We start from the raw sequence: 14,133 nt of genomic DNA, 5'->3' as shown, positions 1-14,133 counted from the left end.
TCCTTGGAAAAGACTCAGGCCTTGCGCAGCCAGTAAGTGTAGGTACCGGCCTCGGCCGTTTCTTGCAGCAGGGTATGACCGGCCAATTGGGCGAAAGTGCGGAAGTCGCGCTGGGAGCCTGCGTCCGTGGCGATTACCTTGAGCACCGCGCCACTGGCCAGGCGATTGAGTTCCATCTTGGCCTTGAGCAGTGGCAAAGGGCAATTCAGCCCGCTGGCGTCCAGTTCGGCGTCGCAGGTCAGGGTGTTACTCATCGCAGGGTCTCCAAAGGCATCGCCAGGCTGCTTCTTGGCATGGCTGGCTAGGATAGCGCCACTGGTCGTCAACGTGTGAGCCCGCTACAGTAGGTATCTTTGATCCGACGCGAGCTTCATGCATGAATCTACTGCGCCCTACCCTGCTGACGCTGGCCTGCCTGATGGCCCTTCCCGGCCATGCTGACGACCTGCCATCACTGGGTGATGCCAGTTCTGCGATCGTCTCGCCGCAACAGGAGCACCAACTGGGCCGTGCCTGGCTCAGCCTGCTGCGCGGCCAGGTCAATCAGCTCAATGACCCACAGCTCAAGGACTATGTCGAAACCAGCGTGTACAAGCTGGCCGAAACCAGCCAGCTGCAGGACCGGCGCCTGGAGTTCATCCTGATCGACAGCCGCGAGCTGAACGCCTTTGCCGCCCCGGGTGGCATTGTCGGGGTCAACGGTGGGCTGTTCCTCAACGCCCAGACCGAGGGCGAATATGCCTCGGTACTGGCCCACGAACTGGCGCACTTGTCGCAACGCCACTTCGCGCGGGGTGTCGAGGCCCAGCAGCGCATGCAGCTGCCGATGATGGCGGCGCTGCTGGCCGGCATCGTGCTGGCCGCAGGTGGTGCCGGCGATGCGGGCATCGGCATGATTGCCGGCACCCAGGCAGCGGCCATTCAGGAGCAACGGCGCTTCTCGCGCCAGAATGAACAGGAAGCCGACCGCATCGGTATCCAGAACCTGGAAAAAGCCGGCTACGATCCACGCAACATGCCGACCATGTTCGAGCGCCTGGCACGCCAGTATCGCTATGACGCCAAACCGCCGGAATTCCTGCTGACCCACCCGGTGACCGAATCACGTATTGCCGACACCCGTAACCGCGCCGACCAAGCGCCCAAGGGTGGCATTGAAGACAGCATGCGCTACCAACTGATCCGCGCCCGGGTGGCACTGATCTACGAGGGCACACCGGGGCTTGCCGCCAAGCGCTTCCGCGCCCAACTGGACGAAGACCCAAAGCTGGACGCCGCACGTTATGGCCTGGCCTTGGCACAGATCAAGGGCGGGCAATTGAACGAGGCCCGTGAAATGCTCAAGCCGCTGCTGGCCAAGGCGCCTAACGACATCACCTACAACCTGGCACAGATCGACCTGGACATCACCAACAACCGTCTTGCCGACGCCCAGCAGCGCGCCGAACGGATGCAGGGGCTGTACCCGGGCAACTACCCGTTGAAACAGGTGCGTGCCGACCTGCTGGTGAAACAGAACAAGCCGACTGAGGCCGAGAAGGTGTTGAACGAGCTGGTGAAGAGTCGGCCGGATGACCCGGATGTGTGGTACGACATGGCCGAGGTGCGTGGCTTGTCGGGCAATACCATTGGCTTGCACCGGGCGCGTGCCGAGTACTTCACGCTGGTCGGCGACTTTGATCAGGCAATCCAGCAGCTGGATTACGCCAAGCGTCGGGCGGGCGGTAACTTCCCGCTGGCCTCACAGATTGACCAGCGCCAGCGCGAGATCATGGAGCAGCGGCGCATGGTTCAGGAAATGATGGGGCGCTGAAGGCGATTCGTGGGCGAGCCCGCGAAGAGTACGACGCGGTCTGGCGTCAGGCATTACCAGACAGCTTCAGCCGCGCCGCCTGGGTAAAGTCCAGCATGCGATTAAGCGGCTTGATCGCCTTGGGCACCAGCGCCGGGTCAACGAAAATCTCGTTGGTGCCATTACGCAGGCAATCCAGCACCCGCTCCAGGGTGTTCATCGCCATCCACGGGCAATGCGCACAGCTGCGGCAGGCCGCGCCGTTGCCGGCGGTGGGGGCTTCGACGAATTCCTTGTCCGGGCACAGCTGCTGCATCTTGTAGAAGATGCCGCGGTCGGTGGCGACGATGAAGGTTTTGTTCGGCAGGGTCTGGGCAGCCTTGATCAGCTGGCTGGTGGAGCCCACCGCGTCGGCCAGCTCGATTACCGCTTCCGGCGACTCGGGGTGCACCAAGATCGCAGCATCCGGGTACAGCGCCTTCATGTCGGCCAACTGGCGCGACTTGAACTCTTCGTGAACGATGCAGGCACCGTCCCACAGCAGCATGTCGGCACCGGTTTGCTTCTGGATGTAACGGCCCAGGTGCTGGTCCGGGCCCCAGATGATGGTTTCGCCGTTGTCCATCAGGCTTTCGACAATTTCCAGCGCGCAGCTCGAAGTCACTACCCAGTCGGCGCGTGCCTTCACCGCTGCGGACGTGTTGGCGTAGACCACCACGGTGCGCTCAGGGTGCTGGTCGCAGAAGGCCGAGAACTCTTCCACCGGGCAACCCAGGTCGAGCGAGCAGGTGGCCTCCAGTGTCGGCATTAGCACGCGCTTTTCCGGGGTGAGGATTTTTGCCGTCTCGCCCATGAAGCGTACACCGGCCACGATGACCGTTTCGGCCGGGTGGTTCTTGCCGAAACGGGCCATTTCCAACGAGTCGGATACACAGCCGCCGGTTTCTTCAGCCAGCGCCTGGATGACCGGGTCGCAGTAATAATGGGCAACCAGCACGGCATTCTGGGCTTTGAGCTCGGCAGCGATGGCCGCACGGTATTCGGCCTCCTGCTCGGCTGTCAGCGGGTTGGGCTGTTTGGCGTCGAGGTGGGCCTGAACCAAAAGGCGTTCGGAAATCTGGGTCATGATCGCTGGACCTGCAGGCGCGCTTGCGCGTCAAATCGAGTGTATCACCCGGCCCTGGCAGATCGGCTAAGGGTGCCGGACGGCATGCTGACCGTCACGGCCCTCTGCGGGCGCGGATTATTATCGGAGGCCGAAGGCTACAGACAATCCAGCGATTACTAAAGGGGTTTTTGTAGTGCTTGTGCGGGCCCCTTCGCGGGTGAACCCGCCCCTACACTGTGAAATCCTCGTAGGAGCGGGTTCACCCGCGAAGAGGCCGCAACAGTAGAAACCATCACCCCTGCGGCGACAGGGCCCCCAGATGCGCCGCCATGAACATGGCAAATTCTTCCACGGTCATTTTTCTGCCATTGAAATCGACCATGCCATCGGCATAGTGCAGGCTGCTGACCACATCATCGCCCTGCACGGTGGCCATGCCGCTCTGCAGCGCCATCATGCCGACCATCTCCCCCGCCTGGCTCGACTGCATGGCAATCGCTTGGGCGTCGGTCTGGCCATCCAGCAACGCCTGCAAGGTCGCCAGGTCACCGATCATCGGCTTGGACAGCGACAGTTTGCCTTTCACCTCGGTGATAATCTGCTTGCTCAGCTGGTCCGGCGGCAGGTCGAAGCTTGCCGGCGCGGCGAGGTCCATCGACAGGTTGAAGCGGCTCTCGCCATTGGCGGTCTTGAACGACAGGTTTTCCACCGCCAGCTTGGGCTTGGCGGCCAGCAATTTCTGCAAGTCACCCTGGAAGCGGGCCTTTTCGGCGTCGTCCATCTGGATCTGCGGTACCGGCTGGCCAGCCGCACTGGCGGCCTCGAACTCCGGCAAGTGCGACTGGTACCACTTCGACAAGGCCTGCAGCGCCGGGGCGTTGACCGAGGTCACGCTCACCGCCATCTGCGCCTTGCCTACCGCGCGGCCATCCCAGCTGATGTCACCGACCTTGTACTCCGCGCGGCCACCTACGGTGTCCGTGCCGTCGAGGGTTTGCAAGGCGTTCTGTTCCAGGCCCTTGATCAGCAGCACCTGCTGTTTCGGCCCAAGGGTGACCTTGGTTTCGGCCAACGTCAGATCGACGTTGCCGACATAGATGGCATCGTGCGCGGTGGCGGCGAGGTTACCGCCAAACGTCAGCCCTTTGAGCTCGAAGGTGGCCGGCGGCTGGTCGTCATGCACCCATTTCATCACCAGTCTGTCGGCCTGGCCCTGGAACTTCGAGGCCTTGCCCTCCTTGTCTCCACTGACTTCGAACTGCATGCCCGAGAAGTCAAGGCTGTTGCCATCCGCTTCGTCAAACTTGAGCGGCGCCAGCTGAACCTGGCTGACCACATTGCCGCCGTAACCCAGGCTGGTCTGCGCGCTGATCGGGGCCTTTTCACCCGCAGCGGCGAACCATGGCGCAACGGCGTCATCCTTCTGCAGCGTGCTGTTGCTGACCGCCATTACCGGCATCAGCTTCAGTGACCTGACCCTCGACCACGGAAACGGGCCGTGCTCGATCTGGTCGGTCACGCCCACGTCAAAATTGATCACCTCGCCCTGACCCACGTTGACGTCGCGAGCCTTGAGCCGGTACTGGGCAGTGCTGCTGAAGAGATGCTGCTCCAGCGACACACGCTCGATGCTCATGCTACCACCGGTACTGACCAGGGCCTTTTTGAGTTCGGCGTTGCTGCGTGCAAGGGCGTTGTCCAGCTCTGCCGGCAGCTGCTTGCCGGTGTACCAGGCGCCTGCGGTAGTTGCGACGGCAATGGCGATAGCCAGGCCGGAAAGGATGCCAACTGATTTCTTCATGAATAGAACCGATTGCTGTCCGTAAGGGCTTCGAAGGCGGCCAGAGGCCACGCAGAATTCGAAGAGTACCACCCCCGATTGGGCCGAGTGCTGGCCCAGGTCGAGAAATGCCATTTTTCGGACACATCCGACATCACGCTGCGGCAAGCAAAGGGCTCGTTAATTTTTACGAACACACAAATTGATCATAATCGCAAAAAAACGCGCAAAAACCGAACAAACCCCGTATTTCATCGATAGATATTTCAATCCGGCAACATCTTGTCATGTTTAACTTGACACCCACCTACCCATCGTTTTTTATTTTCACCACTTTGCGCGCCCCACCGCGCCTTCCGCCGCTCCAACATAAAAGGTGAACAACATGGAGCCCACCCGCTCGCCCTTGCCGCATGCGCAATACACCGTGCCCGTCGTTTACGCCCAGCAGCAGGAGCCATGCCAGCATGCAGCCTGACCACAGCGCTTCCGGCAACGGCCAACTCCGCAAAACCCTGCGCCTCTGGCACGTGATCATCATCGGCCTGGCCTACCTGACCCCGATGACCGTGTTCGACACCTTCGGCATCGTCAGCGGGATTACTGCCGGCCATGTACCCAGCGCCTACATCCTGGCATTGGCTGGCATCCTGTTCACCGCGGTGAGCTATGGCACCCTGGTAAAACGCTTCCCGCAGTCGGGCTCGGCCTACACCTACACCCAGCGCGCGATCAACCCGCACGTGGGCTTCCTGGTGGGCTGGTCTTCGTTACTGGACTACCTGCTGCTGCCGATGGTCAACGCACTACTGGCCAAGCTGTACCTTTCGGCCATGTTCCCGGAAGTGCCTGAGTGGATGTGGGTGGCCGGCTTCGTCACCCTGATCAGCCTGATCAACATGCGCAGCGTGAACCTGGTGGCGCACTTCAACCTGCTGTTCGTGGGTGTGCAGGTGGCGATCATCGCCGTGTTCATCTACCTGTGCGTACGCGGCCTGGACCAGGGTGAAGGGCTGGGTACCACCTGGAGCCTGATACCGTTCGCCGACAGCCAGACCCAGTTCAGCGCCCTGGCCGCCGGTGCGACCATCCTGTGCTTCTCGTTCCTGGGCTTTGACGCGGTCACCTGCCTGTCCGAGGAAACCCGCGATCCGGCCAAGACCATTCCCCGGGCGATCTTCCTCACCGCACTGATTGGCGGTGTGGTGTTCATCACCGTGTCGTACTTCATCCAGGCCTACTTCCCGACCATGGCCCGCTTCCACGACCAGGAAGCAGCCCTGCCGGAAATTGCCCTGTACGTTGGCGGCAAGCTCTTCCAGTCGATCTTCATCGCCTGCACCGTGATCAACACCATCGCCTCGGGCCTGGCCTCGCAAACCAGCGTGTCACGCCTGCTGTATGTAATGGGCCGCGACAACGTGATCCCGGCCAGCGTCTTCGCCCGCCTGCATTCGCGCTACAAGACGCCAGTGCTGAACATTGCCGTGGTAGGGCTGATTTCGCTGTCGGCAATCTTCTTCGACCTGGTCACCGCCACTTCCATCATCAACTTCGGCGCCCTGGTCGCGTTCAGCTTCGTCAACCTGTCGGTGATCAACCACTGCTACCTGCGCGAAGGCAACCGTAAAGGCCTGGCCAATCAGCTGAAGTACCTGGTGCTGCCGACCATCGGCTTCTGCATCATCGTCTCGCTGTGGCTGGACCTGAACGCACATTCGCTGATGTTTGGCGGTATCTGGGCTGCGCTCGGGCTGGTCTACCTGGGCTGGCTGACCAAAGCCTTCCGCGCGGCACCGCCCAACTACGTCGCCGAATGACCCACGCTGCCAACAACGCCCGCGCCTGATCGCGGGCGTTGCATTTGTTCGAAAAGGAAAGCCCTCATGCCGCTGCGTCGCCTCTCCATCCAGTGGAAGATCACACTCCTCGCCGGCCTGTGCCTGCTGGCCATTGTCGCCTTGCTGGTAGCCACCTCGCTGACCCAGGCCCATCGCAGCGCCGCCCTGGTCAACCAGGCCAACACTGCCATGCTCGAAGACAGCGCCCGCCAGCGCCTGCAGGCCCACGCCGAAACCCAGGCCTTGCGTATCCAGCGCTACTTCATGGACGCCTACCAGTACGGCAATGGCTTTGCCCGCCTGGTACAGGTGCTGAAGGATCGTGGTGGTAGCGACCTGCGCGCCGAACTGACCCGCCAGGCGCGTGCCAGCCTGGCCGGCAACCCGGATGTGATCGGCCTGTACCTGGTGTTCCAACCCAATGCCCTGGACCAGCAGGACAGCCACTACCTCGGCCAGGACGCCATGGGCAGCAATGAGAGCGGGCGTTTCTCGCTGTACTGGTCCCAACCAAGCCCCGGCACCCTGGAACTTGAAGCCATGCCGGAAACGATGCTCGGCAACACCAGCATCGGCAGCAACGGCGCGGCGAAGAACCGCTGGCTGACCTGCCCGCAGGACACCGCCAGGACCTGCATGCTCGAACCGTACCTCGACGAGGTCAACGGCCGTCAGGTGCTGATGACCAGCATCGCTCTGCCATTGCTGGAACACGGCAAGGTAGTCGGCGTGGTCGGCGTGGACATCGGCCTGGCCAACCTGCAGCAACTGAGCGTGGACGGCCGCCGCGATCTGTTCGACGGCCAGGGCCAGGTGAGCATCGCCACCGCCGCCGGCCTGCTGGCCGGCAACAGTCGCGACGACAGCGTGCTCGGCAAGTCTATGGACAAGGCGGTAGCCGACGGCCTGCTGCGCGTGGCCCACCCCTTCACGCCAATCCCTGACACAGCCCCGTGGCAGGTAGTGCTGGAACTGCCGGAAAGCGTGCTGCAGGCCCCTGCCGTCGCCCTCAACCAGCGCCTTGATGCCCATAACCAGAACGCCAACCTCACCAGCCTGCTGATAGGCCTTGGCACGGCAATCGTGGGTTTGCTGCTGGTGTGGCTGACCGCGCGCGGCGTTACCCGGCCAATCCTGGCCGTGGCTGCACGCCTGGAAGACATTGCCAGTGGCGAAGGCGACCTTACCCGTCGCCTGGACTACGCCCACCAGGATGAACTGGGCCAGCTCACCGGCTGGTTCAACCGTTTCCTCGACAAGTTGCAACCGGTCATTGCCCAGGTCAAAGGCTCGCTGCAGGAGGCCCGCAATACCGCCGACCAATCGGCCGCCATTGCCAGCCAGACCAGCGACGGCATGCAGCAACAGCATCGCGAAATCGAACAGGTGGCCACAGCGGCCAACGAAATGAGCGCCACCGCCCTGGATGTCGCCCACAATGCCTCGCAGGCGGCCCAGGCCGCACGCGCCGCGGATCAGGCCAGCCAGGAAGGCTTGCAACTGGTGGACAGCACGCGCCAGGGCATCGACCGCCTGGCCGCAGGCATGAACACTGCCATGGACGAGGCTCGTGCACTGGAAGACCGCAGCGGGCAAATCGGCTCGGTGCTTGAAGTGATCCGCACCATTGCCGAGCAAACCAACCTGCTGGCACTGAATGCCGCCATCGAAGCGGCCCGCGCAGGCGAAGCCGGGCGTGGCTTCGCCGTGGTTGCCGATGAGGTGCGCGGCCTGGCCCAGCGCACGCAGGTTTCGGTGGAGGAAATTCGCCAGGTCATCGAAGGCCTTCAGCAAGGCACCCAGGACGTGGTCGGGGCCATGCATGCAGGCCAACGCCAGGCCCTGGACAGCGCCGCACGCATGGAGCAGGCATTACCGGCACTGCAGCGTATTGGCGAGGCCGTGGCGGTGATCAGCGACATGAACCTGCAGATTGCCTCGGCGGCGGAAGAGCAGAGTGCGGTGGCCGAGGAAGTGAACCGTAACGTGGCCGGCATTCGAGACGTGACAGAATCACTGGCTGGGCAGGCCGATGAATCGGCACGCATCAGTCAGGCCCTGAACCGGCTGGCCAACCAGCAGCAGGCGCTGATGGAGCAGTTTCGCGTTTAGCCTGTCAGGGCCTCTTCGCGGGCACGCCCGCTCCCACAGGTTCGGCGTGCCCTAAGGGGCTGTGCAGTTCCTGTGGGAGCGGGAGTGCCCGCGAAGAGGCCCTGACAGGCACCGCACCATTGTTATTTTTGAGCACAACTTATGCCTAATCCAACCCGATCCACCTTCTTCGACATCACCAGCGAACAAGGGCTTTTACGCACCTCGATCGCCGCGACCCTGTTCATCGCCACCATCGGCATCGCCTTCGGCCTTGCCTCCGGCTCGTTCTCCATCGTCTTCGACGGTGTGTACTCGCTGGTCGACGCCAGCATGAGCGGGCTGTCGCTGGTGGTGGTCAAGCTGATCACTTCGCACACCACCAGCGTGCAGATGTCGCGCAAGCTGCGCGAGCGCTTCACCATGGGTTTCTGGCACCTGGAGCCCATGGTACTGGCACTCAACGGCATTCTGCTCGGCGGCGTGGCCATCTACGCGCTGATCAACGCCGTCAGCAGCCTGCTGCAAGGCGGGCGCCACCTGGAGTTCGGCATTGCCATGGTCTACGCGGCGCTGACGGTGATCACCTGTGTGACAATCGCCGTCATCGAGGCCCGCGCCAACCGTAAACTGAAATCAGACTTCGTGCGCATGGACGTCAAGGGCTGGGTGATGTCGGCCAGCATCACTGCCGCACTGCTGATCGCCTTCTGTTTTGGTTATGCCGTGCAGGGCACTGCGCTGGAATGGGTATCACCCTATATTGACCCGGCGGTGCTGGCGCTGGTGTGCCTGGTGATCGTGCCGTTGCCGATGTCGGTGGTGCGTCAGGCCCTGTCTGAAATCTTCCTGGTCACCCCCGGCGACCTCAAGCTGCACGTAGATGAGGTGGCCAAGGCCTTCGTCGCCCGCCACGGCCTGCAGTCTTACCGCGCCTATGTCGCCAAGGTCGGGCGTTCGCGGGAGATTGAGCTGTATTTCATCGTGCCCAAAACCATGGCGGCGAAGACCATCGATGAATGGGATGCCTGGCGCAACGAGATTGGCGACGCGGTAGGCGGCGAAGGGCCGGACCGCTGGCTGACAGTGGTGTTCACTGGCGACCCGGAATGGGCCGAGTAATGTGTGGGCGCTCTGCGCCCTTTTCCGAAACCCGTAGCGCAAACGAAAAAGCCCGCGACCATTTCTGGTAGCGGGCTCTAACGTACTGCGTATGGTGGGTCGTGTAGGATTCGAACCTACGACCAATTGGTTAAAAGCCAACTGCTCTACCAACTGAGCTAACGACCCATTTGATGGCGCGTATAATACTGATTTCTAACGAGAATTCAACACCCCATCACGATTTTTTCAAAAATACCGAGTCGGGTCTTCGATACCGGCGGCCTTGAAACCATCGGCCCGCAGGCGGCAGCTGTCGCATTTGCCACAGGCGCGGCCGTCATCGTCGGCCTGGTAGCAGGAAACGGTCAGGCTGTAGTCCACACCACGGGCCATACCGGCCTGCACGATCTGCGCCTTGCTCATGTTCTGCAGCGGCGCCTGGATGCGGAAGCCCTGCCCTTCTACGCCAGCCTTGGTCGCCAGGTTGGCCATGCGCTCGAAGGCCTCGACGAACTCGGGTCGGCAATCCGGGTAGCCGGAGTAATCCACGGCGTTGACGCCAATGAAGATGTCGCGCGCTTCCAGTACTTCGGCCCAACCCAGCGCCAGCGAAAGGAACACGGTGTTGCGCGCCGGCACATAAGTGACCGGAATGCCTTCACCCGGGGCTTCCGGCACGTCGATGCTGCTGTCGGTCAATGCAGAACCGCCGATGCCGTCGAGGTTCAGCCCAATCACCTTATGCTCGACCACACCCAGGTCGCGGGCCACGCGGGCAGCGGCGTTCAGCTCGGCGCGATGACGCTGGCCGTAATCAAAGCTCATGGTGTAGCAGCTGTAGCCTTCGGCCTTGGCCATGGCAACCACGGTGGCCGAATCCAGGCCGCCGGACAACAGGATTACTGCGCGTTTTTCTGTCATGTGTACGTGCTCCTCAATCAACGTCCGGGCTCGTCGTTCCACAGCAGCTTGTGCAGCTGCAACTGGAAGCGTACAGGCAGGTTGTCAGCAACGATCCAGTCAGCCAGGTCACTGGCGTTCACCTGATGATGGCTGGGTGAGAACAACACCTCACCGGCACGCTCGGCCAGGTTGTACTGGATCAGCTTGGATACCGCCCAGTCATAATCCTCGCGGGAACAGATGACGAACTTGACCTGATCGTTGCGTGTCAGCTGCTCGATGTTCTCGTAGCGGTTACGGTGCGACTCTTCGGAGCCTGGGGTTTTCAGGTCGACCACACGGCTGACGCGGGTGTCGGTGCCAGCAATATCCAGCGCGCCGCTGGTCTCCAGCGACACCTCGTAACCGGCATCACACAGCCGCTGCAGCAACGGCAAGGCGTTGGGCTGAGCCAGTGGTTCGCCACCGGTGACACAGACGTAGCGCGGTTTGAAGCCGGCCACTTGTTCGAGGATCGAATCAAGGGTGCGTACGGTACCGCCACTGAAGGCATAGGCACTGTCGCAGTACTGGCAACGCAGGGGGCAACCGGTGAGGCGCACAAATACCGTGGGCAGCCCGGCCGTTCGCGTCTCACCCTGCAAAGAGTAAAAGACTTCGGTGATGCGTAATGTGTCTTGCATGATCGCCACGGGCGTGACAGCTAAACAGGCTGTCCGCCTCCGTCAGGCACTGTCGCGGACTCGACATAGCGTTATCCGCAGCAGCGTGTTTACGAAAAAAGGGCAGTGATTCTAACGAAAAAACCCGCGACTGGCGCGGGTTTCTTTCGAGCGGTACAGCGACAACGCCTAGAGCTTCTGCAGGTCACGCTGGGCCAGTTGAGCGGCAGAGGTGCCGGGGTACTGGGTGACGACCTGCTGAAGGATGCCTTTTACCTTGTCGGTATGGCCCATACGGCGCTCGACATCAGCCAGTTTGTACAGCGAATCTGGCACCTTGCTGTGCTTCGGGTACTTTTGGCTGACTTGGGCAAAGGCCTGGCTGGCGCCTTGCAAGTCACCCTTGGCCAGGTTCACTTCACCCAACCAGTACTGGGCATTACCGGCGTACTGGCTGTTGGGGTACTTGCGCAGGAAGGCGTTGAACGCCTGGCTGGCCTTGTCGAAGTCTTTCTGTTTGATCAGGTCGAAAGCTGCGTCGTAATAGAGCTTCTCTTTCGCCGGATCACCGGGCTGGCTACTGCCGGCCGGTTGTTGCGCAGCAGCACCTGCTGCGGCATCGGGGGCGGCATTGGACGCACCACCACCGGAGGAATTGTCAGGGGTTGCGGCAGGCGCAGCGCCACTGTTGATGCGACGGTCCAGGTCCTGGTAACGCTCCAGGTTTTCCTGCTTCATGCGGGACACATCGTTTTGCAGCTCTTCGATGATGCCTTGCTGGCGGGAAAGCTGATCCTGCATCTGTTGCAGCTGCATGAACAGCTGGCCCTGTGCAGAGGCAGGGGCCGAAGCCCCTGACCCGGCATAGGCGCCGCTCGTGCCATAACCCGCAGGCGGATAGCTGCCTGCGTTGTCATCTACTACAGGGACCTCAGCCCAGGCCGCAAGCGGCAGGCTGAGTGCGAGGACGGTTACTACACGGCGGCACATACGCATAAGAACTTACTTACGCAGTTCTACGCGACGGTTCTGAGCCCAGGACTGCTCGTCGTTGCCGGTAGCAACTGGACGCTCTTCGCCGTAGGAAACCAGTTCCAGCTGAGCAGGGGAAACGCCCTGCAGAACCAGGTAGCGCTGAACGGCTTTCGCACGACGCTCACCCAGAGCCATGTTGTACTCGCGGGTGCCGCGCTCGTCGGTGTTACCTTCCAGAACAACACGGTTGCCGTTGGCTTTCAGGTCCTTGGCGTGAACGTCCAGAGCGCGCATGGCTTCTGGCTTCAGGTCCGAGCTGTCGTATTCGAAGTAGAAGGTGGTGATTGCGCGCAGGGCGGCTTCTTCGCTCAGGGAGCCGTCAACAGCGCCAGTGTTGGCACCGTAGCCAGCGTTAGGGTCTACAGCAGCGCCTTCGCCTGCGTTATCACCGCCCTTCGAGGAGCAACCTACAGCTACGGCCATGGCCAGAGCCAGCGCAGCAAATTTACCAAACTTCAGCATTTCCATCGTGAAACTCCTAATGAAACCCCAGTGTGTTAAGCAAAATGTATTACGCCGCAATCAGTTCAGGTAAGGGGACCAGGACGGTTCTCTGACTTCGCCTTGAGCGGTAGGAAGTGGGAGCCTCACGCGGCCGTTCAGCGACACGAGCATCAAGACTCCCCGGCCCTGCTGGCGGGTGGCGTAGATTAGCATGGTGCCGTTTGGCGCAACAGTGGGAGACTCATCAAGACTTGTTTCAGACAGAATCTTTACACTTCCGCGTTGCAAGTCCTGTGCCGCCACTTTGAAGTTGGTAAAGCCCTGTTGGCGATGAATCATTACCAGGGTCTTTTCGTCCGCCGAAAGTTTCGGGTTGGCGTTGTAGTTACCTACGAACGTTACGCGCTCGGCGCCACCACCACTGACCGACTGTTTATAGATCTGCGGTTTGCCGCCACGGTCGGAAGTGAAGTAGAGGGTGTTGCCATCTTTGCCCCAGAACGGCTCGGTATTGATACCCGGGCCTGCGGTAACACGGCTGATCTGGCGCGAGGCCACGTTCATCACGTAGATGTCCGGGTTGCCGTCCTTGGACAGCACGAACGCCAGGCGCGAACCGTCCGGCGACCAGGCTGGCGCACCGTTCAGGCCTTCGAAGTTGGTCACCTGCTCGCGGCGGCCAGTATCGATGTTCTGCACGAAGATACGTGGGCGCTTCTGCTCGAACGAAACGTAGGCGATACGTTTGCCATCTGGCGCAAAGCGCGGCGACAGGATCGGCTCACGCGATTGCAGCAGGGTCACCGCACGCGCACCGTCGTAGTCCGAACGCTGGAGGGTGTAGCGGGTGTTGTTGGTGGAGAAACGCTCGGCCGTCACGTACAGCATGCGCGTAGAGAACGCGCCCTTGATGCCGGTGAGCTTCTCGAACGACTGGTCGGCAATGTAGTGCGCCATGTCGCGCAGCTGGTCGGTGCTGCCCGCCACGCTGCCGGTCAGCACTTGCTGCTCGGTGGCGACGTTGAACAGCGCGTACTGCACCTGCAGGCGACCGCCCGACGGCACGATGCTGCCGACCATCACGTACTGTGCACCCAGCGCTTTCCAGTCACGGAAGATCACTTCGCTGGCCTGCGACGGCTGGCTGATCATGTTCTGCCGCGGAATTGGCGAGTAGTAGCCAGAGTTGCGCAGGTCGTTGCCGATGATGTCGGCGATGTCTTCAGGCAACACGCTACCGCCCTGCAGACCGAACGGTACTACCGCGATGGGCGTGGCCCGGTCGCTGCCGCTGGTAACCAGGATGTTCTTTTCTTCTGCCACCGCCATGCCTGCCACGCAGCAGAGCATGACCAGCAGTCCTCTCAGACGTT

12 protein-coding genes, 1 tRNA gene and 1 pseudogene are annotated in these 14,133 nt (G+C 61.7%); 5 read left to right on the top strand and 9 right to left on the bottom strand.

The window, feature by feature from the left end:
- Nucleotides 1-14 precede the first annotated feature (14 nt).
- Complete coding sequence (locus V7787_RS15300) at nt 15-254, bottom strand: sulfurtransferase TusA family protein (protein ID WP_003254745.1); 240 nt, start codon at nt 252-254, stop codon at nt 15-17.
- A 122-nt stretch (nt 255-376) separates the two neighbouring features.
- On the opposite strand from V7787_RS15300, the gene V7787_RS15295 reads away from it, so the two are divergent.
- Nucleotides 377-1,813, top strand: coding sequence for a M48 family metalloprotease (locus V7787_RS15295; protein ID WP_064492888.1), 1,437 nt, complete (start codon nt 377-379; stop codon nt 1,811-1,813).
- Nucleotides 1,814-1,859: 46 nt separating this feature from the next.
- Here V7787_RS15295 and nadA read toward each other — a convergent pair whose 3' ends face one another.
- Nucleotides 1,860-2,918, bottom strand: coding sequence for a quinolinate synthase NadA (gene nadA, locus V7787_RS15290; RefSeq protein WP_003254747.1), 1,059 nt, complete (start codon nt 2,916-2,918; stop codon nt 1,860-1,862).
- A gap of 274 nt (nt 2,919-3,192) precedes the next feature.
- Nucleotides 3,193-4,701: a YdgA family protein gene (locus V7787_RS15285; RefSeq protein WP_064492891.1), complete on the bottom strand. Its 1,509-nt coding sequence runs from the start codon at nt 4,699-4,701 to the stop codon at nt 3,193-3,195.
- A 446-nt stretch (nt 4,702-5,147) separates the two neighbouring features.
- Between V7787_RS15285 and V7787_RS15280 the strand changes: the two genes are divergently transcribed.
- The 4 genes and pseudogenes from V7787_RS15280 to V7787_RS15270 all read left to right on the top strand — a co-directional run bounded on the left by V7787_RS15280 (nt 5,148) and on the right by V7787_RS15270 (nt 9,734).
- The gene (locus tag V7787_RS15280; RefSeq protein ID WP_010952372.1) at nt 5,148-6,500 is read left to right on the top strand and encodes an APC family permease; all 1,353 of its coding nucleotides are present in this window, start codon (nt 5,148-5,150) and stop codon (nt 6,498-6,500) included.
- Nucleotides 6,501-6,566: 66 nt separating this feature from the next.
- Nucleotides 6,567-7,775: pseudogene (gene mcpU, locus V7787_RS53100) on the top strand (methyl-accepting chemotaxis protein McpU); the annotation flags it as partial.
- Nucleotides 7,776-7,877: 102 nt separating this feature from the next.
- The gene (locus V7787_RS53095) at nt 7,878-8,633 is read left to right on the top strand and encodes a methyl-accepting chemotaxis protein (RefSeq protein WP_371920531.1); all 756 of its coding nucleotides are present in this window, start codon (nt 7,878-7,880) and stop codon (nt 8,631-8,633) included.
- A gap of 141 nt (nt 8,634-8,774) precedes the next feature.
- Nucleotides 8,775-9,734 (top strand): cation diffusion facilitator family transporter, encoded by a 960-nt coding sequence (locus V7787_RS15270; protein ID WP_010952370.1) that lies wholly within the window; start codon nt 8,775-8,777, stop codon nt 9,732-9,734.
- Between the two features lie 92 nt (nt 9,735-9,826).
- Here the strand turns inward: V7787_RS15270 and V7787_RS15265 are convergent.
- From V7787_RS15265 to tolB, 6 genes are all read right to left on the bottom strand, one after another.
- A tRNA-Lys gene (locus V7787_RS15265) sits at nt 9,827-9,902 on the bottom strand.
- Nucleotides 9,903-9,962: 60 nt separating this feature from the next.
- The gene (queC, locus tag V7787_RS15260) at nt 9,963-10,655 is read right to left on the bottom strand and encodes a 7-cyano-7-deazaguanine synthase QueC (RefSeq protein WP_076403786.1); all 693 of its coding nucleotides are present in this window, start codon (nt 10,653-10,655) and stop codon (nt 9,963-9,965) included.
- Nucleotides 10,655-11,302, bottom strand: coding sequence for a 7-carboxy-7-deazaguanine synthase QueE (gene queE / locus V7787_RS15255; RefSeq protein ID WP_003254753.1), 648 nt, complete (start codon nt 11,300-11,302; stop codon nt 10,655-10,657). Before queE ends, queC begins: the two co-directional genes overlap by 1 nt.
- A gap of 168 nt (nt 11,303-11,470) precedes the next feature.
- A complete protein-coding gene (gene ybgF, locus V7787_RS15250; protein ID WP_003254754.1) occupies nt 11,471-12,277 on the bottom strand; it encodes a tol-pal system protein YbgF in 807 nt (268 codons plus the stop codon).
- Between the two features lie 6 nt (nt 12,278-12,283).
- Complete coding sequence (gene pal / locus V7787_RS15245; protein ID WP_003254755.1) at nt 12,284-12,784, bottom strand: peptidoglycan-associated lipoprotein Pal; 501 nt, start codon at nt 12,782-12,784, stop codon at nt 12,284-12,286.
- Between the two features lie 54 nt (nt 12,785-12,838).
- Nucleotides 12,839-14,110 carry a Tol-Pal system beta propeller repeat protein TolB gene (gene tolB / locus V7787_RS15240; RefSeq protein WP_012051477.1) on the bottom strand — a complete coding sequence of 424 codons (1,272 nt, stop codon included), beginning with the start codon at nt 14,108-14,110 and terminating at the stop codon, nt 12,839-12,841.
- Nucleotides 14,111-14,133 lie beyond the last annotated feature (23 nt).

The sequence above is a fragment of the Pseudomonas sp. CGJS7 genome, from assembly GCF_036961695.1.
The sequence above is the reverse complement of the archived record's forward strand: the minus strand, read 5'-3'. Positions and strand labels throughout refer to the sequence as shown.

Bases quoted from the DNA above. Each gene is read 5' to 3' on its own strand.
- V7787_RS15300 (WP_003254745.1), bottom strand. From the start codon at position 254: ATGAGTAACACCCTGACCTGCGACGCCGAACTGGACGCCAGCGGGCTG.
- V7787_RS15295 (WP_064492888.1), top strand. From the start codon at position 377: ATGAATCTACTGCGCCCTACCCTGCTGACGCTGGCCTGCCTGATGGCC.
- nadA (WP_003254747.1), bottom strand. From the start codon at position 2,918: ATGACCCAGATTTCCGAACGCCTTTTGGTTCAGGCCCACCTCGACGCC.
- V7787_RS15285 (WP_064492891.1), bottom strand. From the start codon at position 4,701: ATGAAGAAATCAGTTGGCATCCTTTCCGGCCTGGCTATCGCCATTGCC.
- V7787_RS15280 (WP_010952372.1), top strand. From the start codon at position 5,148: ATGCAGCCTGACCACAGCGCTTCCGGCAACGGCCAACTCCGCAAAACC.
- V7787_RS53095 (WP_371920531.1), top strand. From the start codon at position 7,878: ATGCAGCAACAGCATCGCGAAATCGAACAGGTGGCCACAGCGGCCAAC.
- V7787_RS15270 (WP_010952370.1), top strand. From the start codon at position 8,775: ATGCCTAATCCAACCCGATCCACCTTCTTCGACATCACCAGCGAACAA.
- queE (WP_003254753.1), bottom strand. From the start codon at position 11,302: ATGCAAGACACATTACGCATCACCGAAGTCTTTTACTCTTTGCAGGGT.
- ybgF (WP_003254754.1), bottom strand. From the start codon at position 12,277: ATGCGTATGTGCCGCCGTGTAGTAACCGTCCTCGCACTCAGCCTGCCG.
- pal (WP_003254755.1), bottom strand. From the start codon at position 12,784: ATGGAAATGCTGAAGTTTGGTAAATTTGCTGCGCTGGCTCTGGCCATG.
- tolB (WP_012051477.1), bottom strand. From the start codon at position 14,110: ATGCTCTGCTGCGTGGCAGGCATGGCGGTGGCAGAAGAAAAGAACATC.